Annotated in this window: 12 protein-coding genes; 4 read left to right on the top strand and 8 right to left on the bottom strand. The window is 70.2% G+C overall.

Annotated elements, in window-relative coordinates:
• Window positions 1-40: 40 nt before the first annotated feature.
• On the top strand, window positions 41-3,415 hold the full coding sequence (locus DEP02_RS07335) for a pyruvate carboxylase (RefSeq protein WP_112466527.1): 3,375 nt from the start codon (window positions 41-43) through the stop codon (window positions 3,413-3,415).
• Between the two features lie 178 nt (window positions 3,416-3,593).
• Here DEP02_RS07335 and DEP02_RS07340 read toward each other — a convergent pair whose 3' ends face one another.
• Entirely contained in the window at window positions 3,594-4,631 is a 1,038-nt protein-coding gene (locus tag DEP02_RS07340) for a LysR family transcriptional regulator (protein WP_112466528.1), read from the bottom strand.
• A 194-nt stretch (window positions 4,632-4,825) separates the two neighbouring features.
• On the opposite strand from DEP02_RS07340, the gene snpA reads away from it, so the two are divergent.
• A complete protein-coding gene (gene snpA, locus DEP02_RS07345; RefSeq protein WP_112466529.1) occupies window positions 4,826-5,506 on the top strand; it encodes a snapalysin in 681 nt (226 codons plus the stop codon).
• 167 nt (window positions 5,507-5,673) lie between these two features.
• Window positions 5,674-5,895, top strand: a complete 222-nt coding sequence (locus DEP02_RS07350) for a hypothetical protein (RefSeq protein WP_112466530.1) — start codon at window positions 5,674-5,676, stop codon at window positions 5,893-5,895.
• A gap of 145 nt (window positions 5,896-6,040) precedes the next feature.
• Here DEP02_RS07350 and DEP02_RS07355 read toward each other — a convergent pair whose 3' ends face one another.
• From DEP02_RS07355 to DEP02_RS07385, 7 genes are all read right to left on the bottom strand, one after another.
• Window positions 6,041-6,850, bottom strand: a complete 810-nt coding sequence (locus DEP02_RS07355; RefSeq protein ID WP_438947736.1) for an enoyl-CoA hydratase/isomerase family protein — start codon at window positions 6,848-6,850, stop codon at window positions 6,041-6,043.
• A 5-nt stretch (window positions 6,851-6,855) separates the two neighbouring features.
• The gene (locus DEP02_RS07360; RefSeq protein WP_232838994.1) at window positions 6,856-8,103 is read right to left on the bottom strand and encodes a cytochrome P450; all 1,248 of its coding nucleotides are present in this window, start codon (window positions 8,101-8,103) and stop codon (window positions 6,856-6,858) included.
• Window positions 8,104-8,193: 90 nt separating this feature from the next.
• Window positions 8,194-9,564 carry a cytochrome P450 family protein gene (locus DEP02_RS07365; RefSeq protein ID WP_112466533.1) on the bottom strand — a complete coding sequence of 457 codons (1,371 nt, stop codon included), beginning with the start codon at window positions 9,562-9,564 and terminating at the stop codon, window positions 8,194-8,196.
• A gap of 12 nt (window positions 9,565-9,576) precedes the next feature.
• On the bottom strand, window positions 9,577-10,137 hold the full coding sequence (locus DEP02_RS07370; RefSeq protein WP_112466534.1) for a GTP-binding protein: 561 nt from the start codon (window positions 10,135-10,137) through the stop codon (window positions 9,577-9,579).
• A gap of 3 nt (window positions 10,138-10,140) precedes the next feature.
• Window positions 10,141-10,524, bottom strand: coding sequence for a DUF742 domain-containing protein (locus tag DEP02_RS07375; protein WP_112466535.1), 384 nt, complete (start codon window positions 10,522-10,524; stop codon window positions 10,141-10,143).
• The gene (locus tag DEP02_RS07380) at window positions 10,521-11,345 is read right to left on the bottom strand and encodes a roadblock/LC7 domain-containing protein (protein WP_112466539.1); all 825 of its coding nucleotides are present in this window, start codon (window positions 11,343-11,345) and stop codon (window positions 10,521-10,523) included. The genes DEP02_RS07375 and DEP02_RS07380 overlap by 4 nt, the downstream gene beginning before the upstream one ends.
• Before the next feature lie 17 nt (window positions 11,346-11,362).
• Complete coding sequence (locus DEP02_RS07385; protein ID WP_112466536.1) at window positions 11,363-12,547, bottom strand: ATP-binding protein; 1,185 nt, start codon at window positions 12,545-12,547, stop codon at window positions 11,363-11,365.
• Between the two features lie 634 nt (window positions 12,548-13,181).
• On the opposite strand from DEP02_RS07385, the gene bdeA reads away from it, so the two are divergent.
• On the top strand, window positions 13,182-14,126 hold the full coding sequence (bdeA, locus tag DEP02_RS07390) for a bis(hydroxyethyl) terephthalate hydrolase (protein WP_112466537.1): 945 nt from the start codon (window positions 13,182-13,184) through the stop codon (window positions 14,124-14,126).
• The last annotated feature ends 49 nt before the right edge of the window (window positions 14,127-14,175 follow it).

Here is a 14,175-nt window from a genome sequence, read left to right on the forward strand (position 1 = left end):
ACACCATGGTCCTTTCACCGGCAGGCCGAAGGGATAGAGAATGTTCCGCAAGGTGCTCGTCGCCAACCGCGGCGAAATCGCGATTCGTGCTTTCCGCGCCGGCTATGAACTGGGCGCGCGAACCGTCGCGGTCTTCCCGCACGAGGACCGCAATTCCCTGCATCGGCTCAAGGCCGACGAGGCCTACCAGATCGGCGAGCCGGGACACCCCGTGCGCGCCTACCTCTCCGTGGAGGAGATCATCCGCGCCGCACGCCGGGCGGGCGCGGACGCCGTCTACCCGGGCTACGGGTTCCTGTCCGAGAACCCCGAACTCGCCCGCGCCTGCGAGGAGTCGGGCATCACCTTCGTCGGGCCGGACGCCGACACGCTGGAGCTGACCGGGAACAAGGCCCGCGCGGTGGCGGCCGCCCGCGCGGCCGGCGTGCCGGTGCTCGGCTCCTCGGCACCCTCCACGGACGTCGACGAACTGGTCCGCGCCGCGGAGGACATCGGCTTCCCCGTGTTCGTCAAGGCGGTCGCCGGCGGCGGCGGGCGCGGCATGCGGCGGGTCGAGGACCCGGCCGCGCTGCGCGAGTCCATCGAGGCCGCCTCCCGCGAGGCGGCGTCCGCGTTCGGCGATGCCACCGTCTTCCTGGAGAAGGCCGTCGTCGACCCGCGCCACATCGAGGTGCAGATCCTCGCCGACGGGCAGGGCGACGTCATCCACCTGTTCGAACGCGACTGCTCGCTGCAGCGCCGTCACCAGAAGGTCATCGAGCTCGCCCCCGCGCCGAACCTCGACCCCGAACTGCGGGAGCGGATCTGCGCCGACGCGGTCCGCTTCGCCCGCGAGATCGGCTACCGCAACGCGGGCACCGTGGAGTTCCTGCTCGACCGGGACGGCAACCACGTCTTCATCGAGATGAACCCGCGCATCCAGGTCGAGCACACGGTGACCGAGGAGGTCACCGACGTCGACCTGGTCCAGGCCCAGCTGCGCATCGCCGCCGGCGAGACCCTGGCCGACCTCGGCCTCTCCCAGGACGCCATCACCCTGCGCGGCGCCGCCCTGCAGTGCCGTATCACCACCGAGGACCCCGCCAACGGATTCCGCCCGGACACCGGCCGGATCAGCGCCTACCGCTCGCCCGGCGGCTCGGGCATCCGCCTGGACGGCGGAACCACCCACGCCGGCACGGAGATCAGCGCGCACTTCGACTCGATGCTCGTCAAGCTCACCTGCCGCGGCCGGGACCTCAAGACCGCGATCGGCCGGGCCCGGCGCGCCGTGGCCGAGTTCCGCATCCGCGGCGTCGCCACCAACATCCCGTTCCTGCAGGCCGTCCTCGACGACCCCGACTTCCAGGCCGGCCGGGTCACCACCTCCTTCATCGAGCAGCGCCCTCACCTGCTGACCTCCCGCTCCTCCGCCGACCGCGGCACCAAGCTGCTCACCTACCTCGCCGACGTCACGGTGAACAGGCCCCACGGCGAGCGGCCCGACTCCGTCGACCCGGTCACCAAGCTGCCGCCGCTGCCCGACGGCGAGCCGCCCGCGGGCTCCCGGCAGCTGCTCGTCGAACTCGGCCCCGAAGGCTTCGCCCGCCGGCTGCGCCAGTCGCCGACCATCGGCGTCACCGACACCACCTTCCGCGACGCCCACCAGTCCCTGCTCGCCACGAGGGTGCGCACCAAGGACCTGCTGGCCGCCGCCCCGGTGGTGGCACGGACCCTGCCCCAACTGCTGTCCCTGGAGTGCTGGGGCGGCGCCACCTACGACGTCGCCCTGCGCTTCCTCGCCGAGGACCCCTGGGAGCGGCTGGCCGCCCTGCGCGAGGCGGCGCCCAACATCTGCCTGCAGATGCTGCTGCGCGGCCGCAACACCGTGGGCTACACCCCGTACCCGACCGAGGTGACCGACGCCTTCGTCCAGGAGGCCGCCGCCACCGGCATCGACATCTTCCGCATCTTCGACGCCCTCAACGACGTCGGCCAGATGCGGCCGGCCATCGACGCCGTACGCGAGACCGGGACGGCTGTCGCCGAGGTCGCCCTGTGCTACACCGGAGACCTCTCCGACCCCTCCGAGCGCCTCTACACCCTGGACTACTACCTCCGCCTGGCCGAGCAGATCGTGGCCGCCGGAGCGCACGTCCTGGCCATCAAGGACATGGCGGGACTGCTGCGCGCCCCCGCCGCCGCCACGCTGGTGTCGGCGCTGCGCCGCGAGTTCGACCTGCCGGTGCACCTGCACACCCACGACACCGCGGGCGGCCAGCTCGCCACCTACCTCGCCGCGATCCAGGCCGGCGCCGACGCCGTGGACGGCGCGGTCGCGTCGATGGCCGGCACCACCTCCCAGCCGTCGCTGTCGGCGATCGTCGCCGCCACCGACCACTCCGACCGCCCCACCGGCCTGGACCTGCAGGCCGTCGGCGACCTGGAGCCGTACTGGGAGAGCGTCCGCAAGATCTACGCCCCGTTCGAGGCGGGCCTGGCCTCACCCACCGGACGCGTCTACCACCACGAGATCCCCGGCGGCCAGCTGTCCAACCTGCGCACCCAGGCGGTCGCACTCGGCCTCGGCGACCGCTTCGAGGACATCGAGGCGATGTACGCCGCCGCCGACGGCATCCTGGGCCGCCTGGTCAAGGTCACCCCCTCGTCCAAGGTGGTCGGCGACCTCGCCCTGCACCTGGTGGGCGCCGGCGTGGCACCGGAGGACTTCGAGGCGGCCCCGGACCGCTTCGACATCCCCGACTCCGTCATCGGCTTCCTCCGCGGCGAGCTGGGCACCCCGCCCGGCGGCTGGCCGGAGCCGTTCCGCACCAAGGCGCTCAAGGGCCGCGCACAGGCCAAGCCCGTGACGGAGCTGACCGCCGAGGACCGCGAGGGCCTGGAGAAGTCCCGCCGCTCCACCCTCAACCGGCTGCTGTTCCCCGGCCCGACCCGGGACTTCGAGGCCCACCGCCAGAGCTACGGCGACACCAGCGTGCTGGACAGCAAGGACTTCTTCTACGGGCTGCGCCCCGCCAAGGAGTACGCCGTCGACCTCGAGCCCGGCGTACGGCTCCTGATCGAGCTCCAGGCGATCGGCGAGGCCGACGAACGCGGCATGCGCACCGTGATGTCCACCCTGAACGGCCAGCTCCGGCCCATCCAGGTACGCGACGCCACCGCGGCCTCCGACGTGCCCGTCACCGAGAAGGCCGACCGGACCAACCCCGGCCATGTCGCGGCCCCGTTCGCCGGCGTGGTGACCCTCGCGGTCGCCGAGGGCGACGAGGTGGAGGCCGGCGCGACCGTGGCCACCATCGAGGCGATGAAGATGGAGGCCGCCATCACCGCACCGAAGTCGGGCCGGGTGACCAGGCTGGCCATCAACCGCATCCAGCAGGTGGAGGGCGGCGACCTGCTCGTCGAGATCGACTGACCCCACCGACGCGAGGCGCACCCCGGCAGAACCGGCGGTGCGCCTCGCGCGTACCGCGACCGGTCCGGAGACCGGCGCGCAAGGACGTGGAGCGAGTGATCAGTGCGCCGGTCGTGACGGTCATCAGGCCCACGGCGGCGGCCGGGAGGCCGGCGGTGCGATCCGGGCGAGTGATGAGTCACGTGGTGTCAAGTGCGTGCCTGCGGAGGAGATGCCGGCCCTGCGCAGGCACCCGTCGATGAGGCTGCGCGTCGGCCACTGCCTCGAGAACCACGGTGTTCCGTATCTGGGCCGAACGCTCCAGCCACTCCTGGTACGCCGGTGCCTGAAGGACGGTTTCCCAGTAGGCCTCCTCCAACTCGACGTAGACGTTGTCGAGTTCGGCTTCGCTGCGGGCGACGAGCAGGAGCCGTACGCCGATCGGGTCGCCCTGCAGGGGCCGGGTGGCGAGGTCGGATCGGGGGCGTGTGGTGGGCTGGCTGACGGTGACCACCTCGCCGGTGGCGGCCAGGGAGTAGGCGGTGAGGTAGTCGCCGTGCAGCATGTCGGGTTCGAGCCCCGCCTCGCGCAGTACGCGGCACACGGCGTCCCACTCGCCGTCGACCGTGGCGTCGACCATCCAGCGGTCACCGGCGAGATCGGTGAGCCGTATCTCGGGCCGTGCGGCCGCCGGGTGATCGGCGGCGAGTGAGACGAACTGCGGTTCGCGCTCGACCAGTACGCGCAGACAGAGCCCGGACGGGATGCGCAGCGGGCTGCCCTCGACCTCGTGCACGAAGGCCATGTCGAGCCGGCCCGTGGCGACCATGCGCAGCAGGGAGTTGGCGGACACGTCCATCTGGAGGGTGGGTTCGGTGCGGGGCACGCGGGTGCGCAGCCGGCGCAGCCAGCCCGGCAGGGCCCGGCTGGCGGTGGCGCCGATGCGCAGGCGGGGCCCGTCGGTGGCGCGCGCTGCCGCCGCCCTCGTCTCGGTCACGAGCGCGGCGAGTTCGGTGACCAGGGGCCTGGCGCGGCTCAGTACCGCGTACCCCAGCGGTGTGGGGCGGCAGCCCGTACGGGTGCGCAGGAAGAGCTGGCCGCCGAGGGCGTGCTCGATGCGACGCAGCTGGGTGCTCAACGAAGGCTGCGCCACACCGAGTTGACGAGCCGCCCGGTGCAGGCTGCCGTGGTCGGCGATGGCGCACAGCACGCGCAGGTGCCTCACCTCGAGCTCCATGGGAGGGAGCGTAGGGCGGCGTGGGACGCCACACCAGATGTTCAAATCCCAACGGAACCAGCGGAATCGTACGAGTCGGTCCCCGATAGCTTCGCGCTATCCCCAACTGCCATCATCCGCTAGGCCGTTGGTATGCCCGACACTCCTGCGTGACCGATCGTTCACCACCCCACACGAACGAGGAGTTCCCCCACATGAAGTCGTCCCGCACGAGACTTACGGCTCTCGCACTCGGCCTCGGCCTGGCGTCGGCCGCGCTCGGCACCGCGTCACCGGCGAGCGCCCAGGCGACCGGGTCCGCGACGTCCGGGTCCGCCACCGCCTCGTACGCCCAGTACGCCGGCTCGGCGGAGAACGCCGCCGGCAACAAGGCGTTCTTCGAGGCCGTGATGCAGTCGGTCGCCGAGAGGCAGGCCGCCCAGCCGAGCCTGCAGGCGGCGGTGACCGTCTACTACAACGCCTCCCAGGCGCCCAGCTTCCGCTCGCAGATATCGAGCGCCGCCTCCATCTGGAACAGCTCCGTGTCCAACGTCAAGCTCCAGGCGACGTCGGGCAGCGCCGACTTCTCCTTCCGCGAGGGCAACGACTCGCGCGGCTCGTACGCCTCGACCAACGGCCACGGCAAGGGCTACATCTTCCTCGACTACGCGCAGAACCGGCAGTACGACTCGATCCGCGTCACCGCCCACGAGACCGGTCACGTGCTAGGCCTGCCGGACCACTACAGCGGCCCCTGCAGCGAGCTGATGTCGGGCGGCGGCCCCGGCCCGTCCTGCACCAACCGCTACCCGAACGCGAACGAGCGCGCCCGCGTGAACCAGCTGTGGGCCAACGGCCTCGCCAAGGCCCTGAACAAGCTGAACAAGGCGCACTGAACCCACACCGCCGATCTCCGGTCCTCCCCGCCCGTCCCCCCACCGCTGCGGGTCGCCTCGCCCCACGAGGCGGCCCGCACCTCACACGGGCGGGGAGGACCGGCACCACTGACGTCCGGTGCGGTGATCACCCTCATGCCTTCGCCTCTCCCCACGGAACCCTGGCCGTGCGTCCTCCCCACCCCACGGCTGGTCCTGCGTCCGGCGGAACCCGCCGACGTGTCCGAGAGCACCCGGCCGGCGAGTCGTACATCGAGCGCACCCACGGCTCCTGTGACGACGACGGCCATGCGGACGCCCTCGCTCTGCGCTGGAAGTACGACGACGCCCGTCCGGTGCTGAACGGCAGGTCGACCCGCCTGGTCAAGGACGACAGTGCCGGGCAGTGACGGCTGGAGGCCGTAGGCCCCCGTGGGATGCCTCCGAGCTCCCCACGGGGGCCTACGCCTTTCTAGTGCCCGGACCTCGGTGTGCTGCCCGGACCGCAACGGCGAGCCCGGCCGCATGCGGAAACGGCTTCTCGCGCGTGCGCCGTCATGGACCGCTCACCGAGGCGGCGGAGTGCTCGCCCACGCGCTGTGGCCGGGGTCGGCCGAGCTGTGCGGTGAGGAGGTGGGCGTCGAGCAGTGCCACGTCGGCGATGCGGTCCGCTCGCGCGTAGCCGGTGAGCATGCGCTTGGTGAGTGTGAGCGCCTCGGGGGAGCGCCGGACCAGTGGTCCGACCCAGGCGTCGACGGCCGCGTCCAGTTCGTCGACGGGTGCCACCTTGTGCAGGAGACCGAGCCGGTGAGCGGTGGCCGCATCGAAGGGCTCGCAGGTCAGCATGAGTTCGCGGATCCTGGCGGCTCCGCTCTCGGCGATCAGGCGGCCCATGGCACCTCCCCACGCGGGCGGTATGCCCAGCCCCACCTCCGGCATACGGAACCGACAGGTGTCCGCCCCCGCGCGAAGGTCGCAGAAGGAGGCGAGTGCGAGGCCGGCGCCGACGACCCTGCCGTGCAGCCGGACGACGGTGACCGCATGGGTGTTCTCCAGGGCGTCGCACACGCGGTACGCCTTGTCGACGATGCGGCGCGTGGCGGCCCCGGTCGGATCCTCGGCCAGCGCCGTCCGGTACTCGTCGCGATCGGCGCCGAGGCAGAAGTCGTCACCCAGGGCCGACAGGACCAGCACCCGGATGTCGGGCCGTTCGTGGAGGCTGTTGAGCAGGGCGAGGAGGTCGTCGAGGGCCGCGATGTCCAGCGTGCTGTTCTGACCCGAGGGGTTGAGCCGGACCCGCAGGACCGGCCCCTCCTGATCGACGCGCAGCGCCTTGTACGGGAAGTTGTCGAAGTCGTTGGTCATTTCATTCATATGAGAGCGACATCCAGGTTCAGCGGGCGTCTGAAGGCCACGCGCGGCGCCCACGTCGGGCGGCGCACGAGAGTGAGGCCGGGGAACCGCCCGACCAGCTGACGGAGGAGGGTCTGGGCCTCCAGCCGGGCGAGCGGCGCGCCGAGGCAGTAGTGGATGCCTCCGCTGAAGGCGAGATGCGCCGGTTTGCGGTGCAGGTTGAACAACTCGGGATCCTCGTGCTTGGCGGGGTCGCGTTGGGCCGCCCCCACCATGAGGTGGACCATGTGGTCCTTGGGTATCTCGACGCCGCCCAGGACACAGTCCCGGGAGGAGACGCGGCTGATCACGTGGGTCGGCGGGTCGTAGCGCAACGACTCCTCGACGGCACCGGGCACCATGTCGGGATGGACGGTGAGCCAGTCCCACTGCCGGGGGTGTTCCAGGAGCAGCAGCGTCATGGTCGACAGCAGCGTGGAGGTGGTCTCCAGCGCCGCCAGCAGTACGAACAGGGCGAGGAAGTAGACGGCTTCGTCCGCCTTGTCCTGATCGCTCTCCATGGTGTCCCAGGTGGCGATCCAGCGCGACACCGGGTCCTCGCCCGGGTGGGCGCGCCGGTGACGCACCAGCTCCATGAAGTAGGCGCGCAGCTCCGCCGTGGCCGCGTCGGACATGGCCAGTTGACTGGCGGAGGGCAGCAACTCCTGGGTGAAGACCTGGTCGTGGGTCAGCTCCCGCAGCCGGGGGAAGTCCGCGGTCGGCAGGCCGAGCCAGTACCCGATGGTGGCGATCGGCAGCTCCTCGCTCACCAGGGCGTTGAAGTCGGCCTCGCCGTCGCGCAGTCGCTCGCCGAGGGTGTCGAGGAGTCTGGTCGTGGTACGGCCGACCGTCCCGCTGATCTCCTGCAGGGAGGTGCGGTCGAACATGCCCGCCGACCGGCGCACCCAGGTGTGCTCGGGCGGGTTGAGCGCGGGTAACGTCCGGCTCATCTCACGCGAGGACGGTGCCGTCCAACGCGTGCCGTCTCCCTGCTGCTCCCGCCACCGTGCGTCGGGCTCCAGCCAGTCACGGCTGCGCAGGATCCGGTCGCACAGGTCGAACTCCGTGACCAGGTGCCCTCCCCAGGGCGCTGCGACGACTGAGCCTCTCGACCTCAGCTCCGCGTAGATCGGAAAGGGGTTGGCCTGGCCTTTCGCTGTCCTTAGACGCGAGAACAGCGAAACGGCGAAACGTCTGTCGGGCGGCGGCGTCACCGCAGTCTCCACGACGGCTCCTTCCTGAGCATCAGCCGCCATGCCTACCCCGACGATGGCCGAAACATACAAGATGACTATTCCGCTTGAGGGTTGCCTACGTCACTCTCCTCGGGTCCATGCCAGGAATCGGCTGAACAGTCCTGCCTTGGGCCTGGGCGCGGGAGTCGACGCAGGCCTCGGCGCGGGCGCCGGGGCGAGGGAGGCGGAGGACACGGGCGCCTCCGGCATCCGGGGCTGCGGCTGCGAGGGCACCGGCGCCACCGTACGGGGCGTGAACCGGGCCGGGAGGGCCACCAGGGAGCGGCTCCACGGAGCCGGAACCCAGCTCAAGTCCTTGAACGGCACGCGCACTTCGATGTCCGGCAGCCGGTTGAGCAGGGACTCGACCGCGGTGACGGCGATCATGAACGCGGCGTCCTTGGCAGGGCAGGCGTGCGGGCCGGCCCCGAAGGCCAGATGCGCCTTGGCGCTGAGCTGCTCGCGGTGTTCGGCCAGCCGGGGATCGGTATTGGCCGCGGCGAAGGAGATCAGCACCGGGTCGTTCGCCTTGAGTGTCCTGCCCCCCAACTCCACGTCATGGGTGGGGTAGTGGGCCGCGTAGTTGGCGATCGGCGCGTAGTTCCACAGGACTTGGGTGACCGCATCCTCCACCGGCAGCCCGGGCTGCCAGTCGTCGTCCAGAATCAGGGCGCTGCTGGTGCCGATGGCCGCCGACAGAGGAGCGGTGCCCCCGGAGAGCAGCGTCACGAGCTGGTGCAGCACCTCCTCGTCGGTCAGCTGCGCGGAGTGCTCCATCAGACGGGTCGTCAGGTCCTGCCCGGGACGGCGCCGCTTGAGGGCGATCAGCTCGGCGAGCGCACCGCCCAGCACCTGGTCGGCGTCGGGGGTGCCGTCGAAGATGCCGCTGATCCCCACGATGACGCGGTCGCCGATCTCGGGCGGGCACCCGAACAGGTCGCTGAAGACCAGCAGCGGCAGAGGCTGGGCGTAGTCGGCCATCAACTCCGCCTGGCCGAGGCGGTCGGAACTGAACCGGCTGATCAGGTAGTCGGCGGACTGCTGGGTCTGCCGCACCAGCTGAAGCTCGTTGACACCGGCCAGACTGTCGGTGACCGCCTGGCGCAGCCGGGCGTGCGCCGCGCCGTCGCTGAACAGTGCGTTGGGTCGGTAGCCCATCATCGGCAGGGCCGGACTGCCCTCGGGGACGCGCCCCTCGTTCAGCGCGTTCCAGCGCCGCGAGTCCCTGACGAACGAAGCGGGGTTCTGCAGGATGTACAGGGCGGCGTCATAACTGGTGACCAGCTCGACCTGCACCTCGGGGGCGATGTCGGCCGGCGCGCTCGGGCCCAGGGTGCGCAGGTGCTCGTAGTGGCTGTCGGGATCGGAGCCGAACCGAGCGCCGTAGAGCTGGACGTTTCCGTGCGCGGGGCAGCCGGGTGGTGGCCCCTGTATACCGGGACTCTGCTGCATGAGGGGTGGCTCCTAGTCGATGAGGGACAGAAGGTGGTTCACAAGGGTGATGAGGGCCTGCGCTGCGGAGCGCTGGTCTCGTACGTCGCAGATGACGACGGGCGTCTTCGCCGACAGGTTCAGCGCCTCGCGCACCTCCGAGAGCGGGTAGGTGGTGGTGCCGTCGAAGTGGTTGACGCCGATGGCGTACGTCAGGCCGAACCGCTCGACCAGGTCCAGGACGGGGAAGGACTCGGACAGCCGCTCGGGGTCGACGAGGACCAGAGCGCCCAGCGCGCCCCGGGACAGCTCCTCCCACATCTCCTTGAAGCGTTCCTGCCCGGGCGTGCCGAAGAGGTAGAGCACCACTTCGTCGCTGATGGTCAGCCGGCCGAAATCCATCGCCACCGTCGTGGTGGTCTTGTCCGGAGTTCCTGAAAGGTCATCAAATCCTATGCTGGCTTCGGTGATTTCCTCTTCGGTCCGCAGCGGTTCGATCTCGGAGATGCTTCCGATGCACGTGGTCTTCCCGACCCCGAAGTGCCCCACCACAAGGATCTTCACCGCGGTGGAGACGCCTGAATCCAGGTACACGAATCACGCTCCGAATCGGGCTTTGAGGCCGTCGAGTACCGCGTTGAGGAGTTCTCGATCGACGCGTTCGGCACGGGGAACGGGCTTCCTCGCGATGACGAGGCCGCTCTCCTCCAACTCCGCCAGGAGAATCCGGACAATCCCCAGAGGCAGGTGCGTATGGGCGGCCACTTCGGCGACGGACAGAAAACCGTCCATGACCAGATCCAGAACCTGGCGGGCCTCGGGGGAGATCGTGCGAGCCGCGGCGGAGGCACCCTCGTGCGCGGACACGAGGGTGGTGCGCTCATACGCGTGGTCCGGGGGCAGGGCGCGCCCGTTCGTGATCACGAAGAGGGGGACTAAGGGAGAGGTCAGCTCCAGGTCCTGCTCCGGCTCGTCCTTCACTTGCTGATCACCGCCCCGCGGGATGCCAGATGTGTGTCCAGCCGGGGTACCGCCTGATGCAGACGGGCCGTGAACTCCTCGATGTCGGCGTCGTGTTCGGCCGCCGCGGCGAGGAAGGCGCCGCGGCCCGCAGAGATCAGGAAGATCCACCCGTGCTGGAACTCGATCACGGTCTGCCTCCACTGCGCGTCCTCGTGCACGCCGGCGAACTGCGAGGTGGCACGGCTGTAGGCATGGATCCCCGTCATCGCCGCCGAGATCGTGTCCGCCAGGTCCTGGCTCATCCCCGTGGTCGCGCCGCGGGGCAGCCCGTCGGAGCCCAGCAGCACGGCGTGGCGGGCGCCCCGCACCTCACCGACCGCCTCGTCGAGGCAGGCGATGGCGACCCCTGTGCCACCGGTGGCCTCCTGCCGGTCCTCGCCACGGCCGGGCCGCTCGGCCGTGGTCTGGGCGTCCACCCTGGGAGGCGAGGTGAGGTTGTTGCCGAGCCTGGCGACGAGCCGGTGCATGCGGAAGGAGATCTGCTGCATGTCGACGTCGGGCTCCGCCGCCGCGGCCAGGTACGCCCCCTGCCCCGCGCCGATCAGGAAGATCCAGCCGTGCGAGAACTCGATGATCGTCTGGTTCCACTGCCTGTCTTCTCCCGGCCCGGCGAAGTGGGAGGTCGCCCGGCTGAGCGACTGCATCCCCGCCATGGCGGCGGAGATGGTGCGCACATCCTTCTGGGCCATGCCGTCGGTCGCACCGCGGGGAAGGCCGTCCGCGGACAGCAGGACGGCGTGCCGCGCCTTCGGCACGTTGTTCACGATGTCATCGAGCATCCACGACAGGTCTGTGGTCATGTGTCATCGGATCCTTCGAACGGTGCCGAGGCGAGGTTCCGGCCCGAGAGCGTGCCGCGCTGGAAGGCTCCCAGACTGCGGCCGGCGGCGCGGCCGGTCTCCTCCGACGCCGCGGCGGGCGGTGCCGCCGTGTCGTCGTGGTCGGGAACGCTCGCGATGGGCACCTGGCGTGCTCCTCGCCTGGGCAGACCATGCGCGGTACGCGCGACGGACTCCGGCCGGGCCGGGGCGCTGTGGATGGTGCTGAGCTGGGGCGTCTCGGCCGGTGTGATCTCCTCCTCGGTCCACAGCTCCTCGGGCAGCAGCACGACCGCGCGGACACCGCCGTAGCGGGAGATGCCGGTGACGTCCACCCGGAAGCCGTACTGCTGTGCCAGCAGGCCGATCACGGGGAAACCGAACTTCGGCTGGTTGCCCAGCTGCGACAGACGGGGGCGGTGGTCACCGGAGAGTAGCGCGGACGCCTTCTGCCGGTCCTCGTCGTTCATGCCGACGCCGGCGTCGTCGATCACGATGCACAGGTTCTTCTGCACCCGCTGGAAAGTCACCTCGATCGGCGACCCCTGCTGAGAAAAGCTGGCAGCGTTGTCAAGAAGCTCGGCCACGGCGAGCGCAACAGGAGAAACAGCGGACGCCTTCAACGCAAAACCGGTCTGCTGCATGATTTCGACACGCCGGAAATTGCGAATCTGCCCCTGCGCGCTGCGCACGACGTCATAAACACTTGCGGCTTTATTGCGGCGGCCCAGCGGCGCACCACACATCACCGCAATACCCTGCGCCTTGCGCGCCATTTGCGCATTGGCGTGGTTGACTTCCAGCAGATCGCCCAGGACCGCGTGACCACCGTATTTGCGCTGGATTTCCTCGAGGAGTGCCAGCTGTTCCGCGGCGAGGCTCTGCAAAAAGCGCGCGGAGCCCTTGAGGACGGCCTTGGTGCTCTCCTCCGCCGCCTCTTCGGCTTCCTGGATGGTCTCGGCGTGCTGGGTCTTGTGCTGCTGCAACTCACCCCATAAACCAGCAAGTTGACCCTCGGTCTCGCTGAGCTTCTGTGTCAGGGTGGCCTCGACCTGGGCCTTTTTCGCCGCTATGGCCTTGTTGCGGCGATTGAGCACCAGGGCCGCGGCAACGGCGACCGCCACCGCTGCAACCAGGCACCAAACTAGTGCGTCTTGATTCATGGAAACCTTTCCTGGCGTGTTGCCTGCAGCCGTCGGCGGATGTACCTCACGGGATTCCGTGGCACAACCGCTCAGAACGACTCGACCGCCGTTGCGCCGAGCGCGGGCCGACCTCAATGCAGCGCCTGGCCGAGTGGGCCAAGGTCACAGACGTGGGGATGCTATCACTCGCATAGGGCGCTCTTTGCAGCGGTGAGAGACCGCGCTCGGCCGACTCCGTAAGCCGGCCGCTGATCTCGCGGCATACGCCACTTATGCGGTCGATTTGTCTATGGCAACGACGGTGGCCATTGCTTGAAGGACGCACGAACTTCACAACTCCGGGCTGCTTTTTCACAGCCGAGCGGACGGAGCCCGGCCCGCCGCCCGGACGCCGTGCGCCCGCCCGGGACCGTGACGTCACCGCCGTCGGCGCGCCCGGTGGACACCTCGTTCTCGCAGCCCACGACCCGACCCGCGCGGCGCGGTGCACGAGACCGGTGAATTTGCCGGTCCGTGCCGGCCCCTTCCTCTCCGACAGTGGCACCGCCAGCCCATCGGCGGCGCCTCCGGCCGGTGCACGGACGCAACCCATGCCGTATCCCCGTGCACCGGCCGGACCGGCGGCTCGCCGCGACAGAGAGGATCATTCGTCGTGCAGCAGCACCCCCACACCCGCACCGCCGGCTCGACCGCGAACCCGCTGCCGCTCCGTGCCGGGCGGACCAGGACCCGCCGGATCGCCGGACTGGCCGCGGCCGTCGCCGCCGTCGTCGGCCTCACCACCTTCACCGGCCCCGGCGTCCACGCGGCGGACAACCCCTACCAGCGCGGCCCGGCGCCGACCAACTCCAGCATCGAGGCACTGCGCGGCCCGTACGCCGTCTCCTCGCTCTCCGTCTCCTCGCTCTCCGTCACGGGCTTCGGCGGCGGCACCATCTACTATCCGACGAGCACCGCCGACGGCACCTTCGGCGCGATCGCCGTCTCGCCCGGCTTCACCGCCTACGAATCCTCCATCGCCTGGCTGGGCCCGCGCCTGGCCTCCCAGGGCTTCGTCGTCTTCACCATCGACACGAAGACCACCCTCGACCAGCCCGACTCCCGCGGCGACCAACTGCTCGCCGCACTCGACTACCTCACCGGCCGCAGCGCGGTCCGCAGCCGCGTCGACAGCAGCCGGCTCGGCGTCATGGGCCACTCGATGGGCGGTGGCGGCACCCTCGAAGCCTCCAAGAAGCGCCCCTCGCTCCGGGCCGCGGTCCCGCTGACGCCCTGGAACCTCGACAAGACCTGGCCCGAGGTCAGGACACCCACCCTGATCTTCGGGGCCGACGGCGACACGATCGCCCCGGTCTCCACGCACGCCAAGCCCTTGTACAACGGCCTGCCGTCCTCACTGGACCGGGCCTACCTGGAGCTGAACAACGCCACCCACTTCACGCCCAACTCGTCCAACACGACGATCGCGAAGTACAGCATTTCGTGGCTGAAGCGGTTCATCGACAAGGACACCCGCTACGAGCAGTTCCTGTGCCCGCTGCCGCGGCCGAGCCTGACGATCGAGGAGTCCCGGGGCAACTGCCCGCACACCTCCTGACGCCCTGCTGAATCCCGGCCCGGGGGCGGCCCGCACACGGTGCGGGCCG

It is taken from the genome of Streptomyces triticisoli (assembly GCF_003270085.1).
Classification (GTDB): Bacteria; Actinomycetota; Actinomycetes; order Streptomycetales; family Streptomycetaceae; genus Streptomyces; species Streptomyces triticisoli.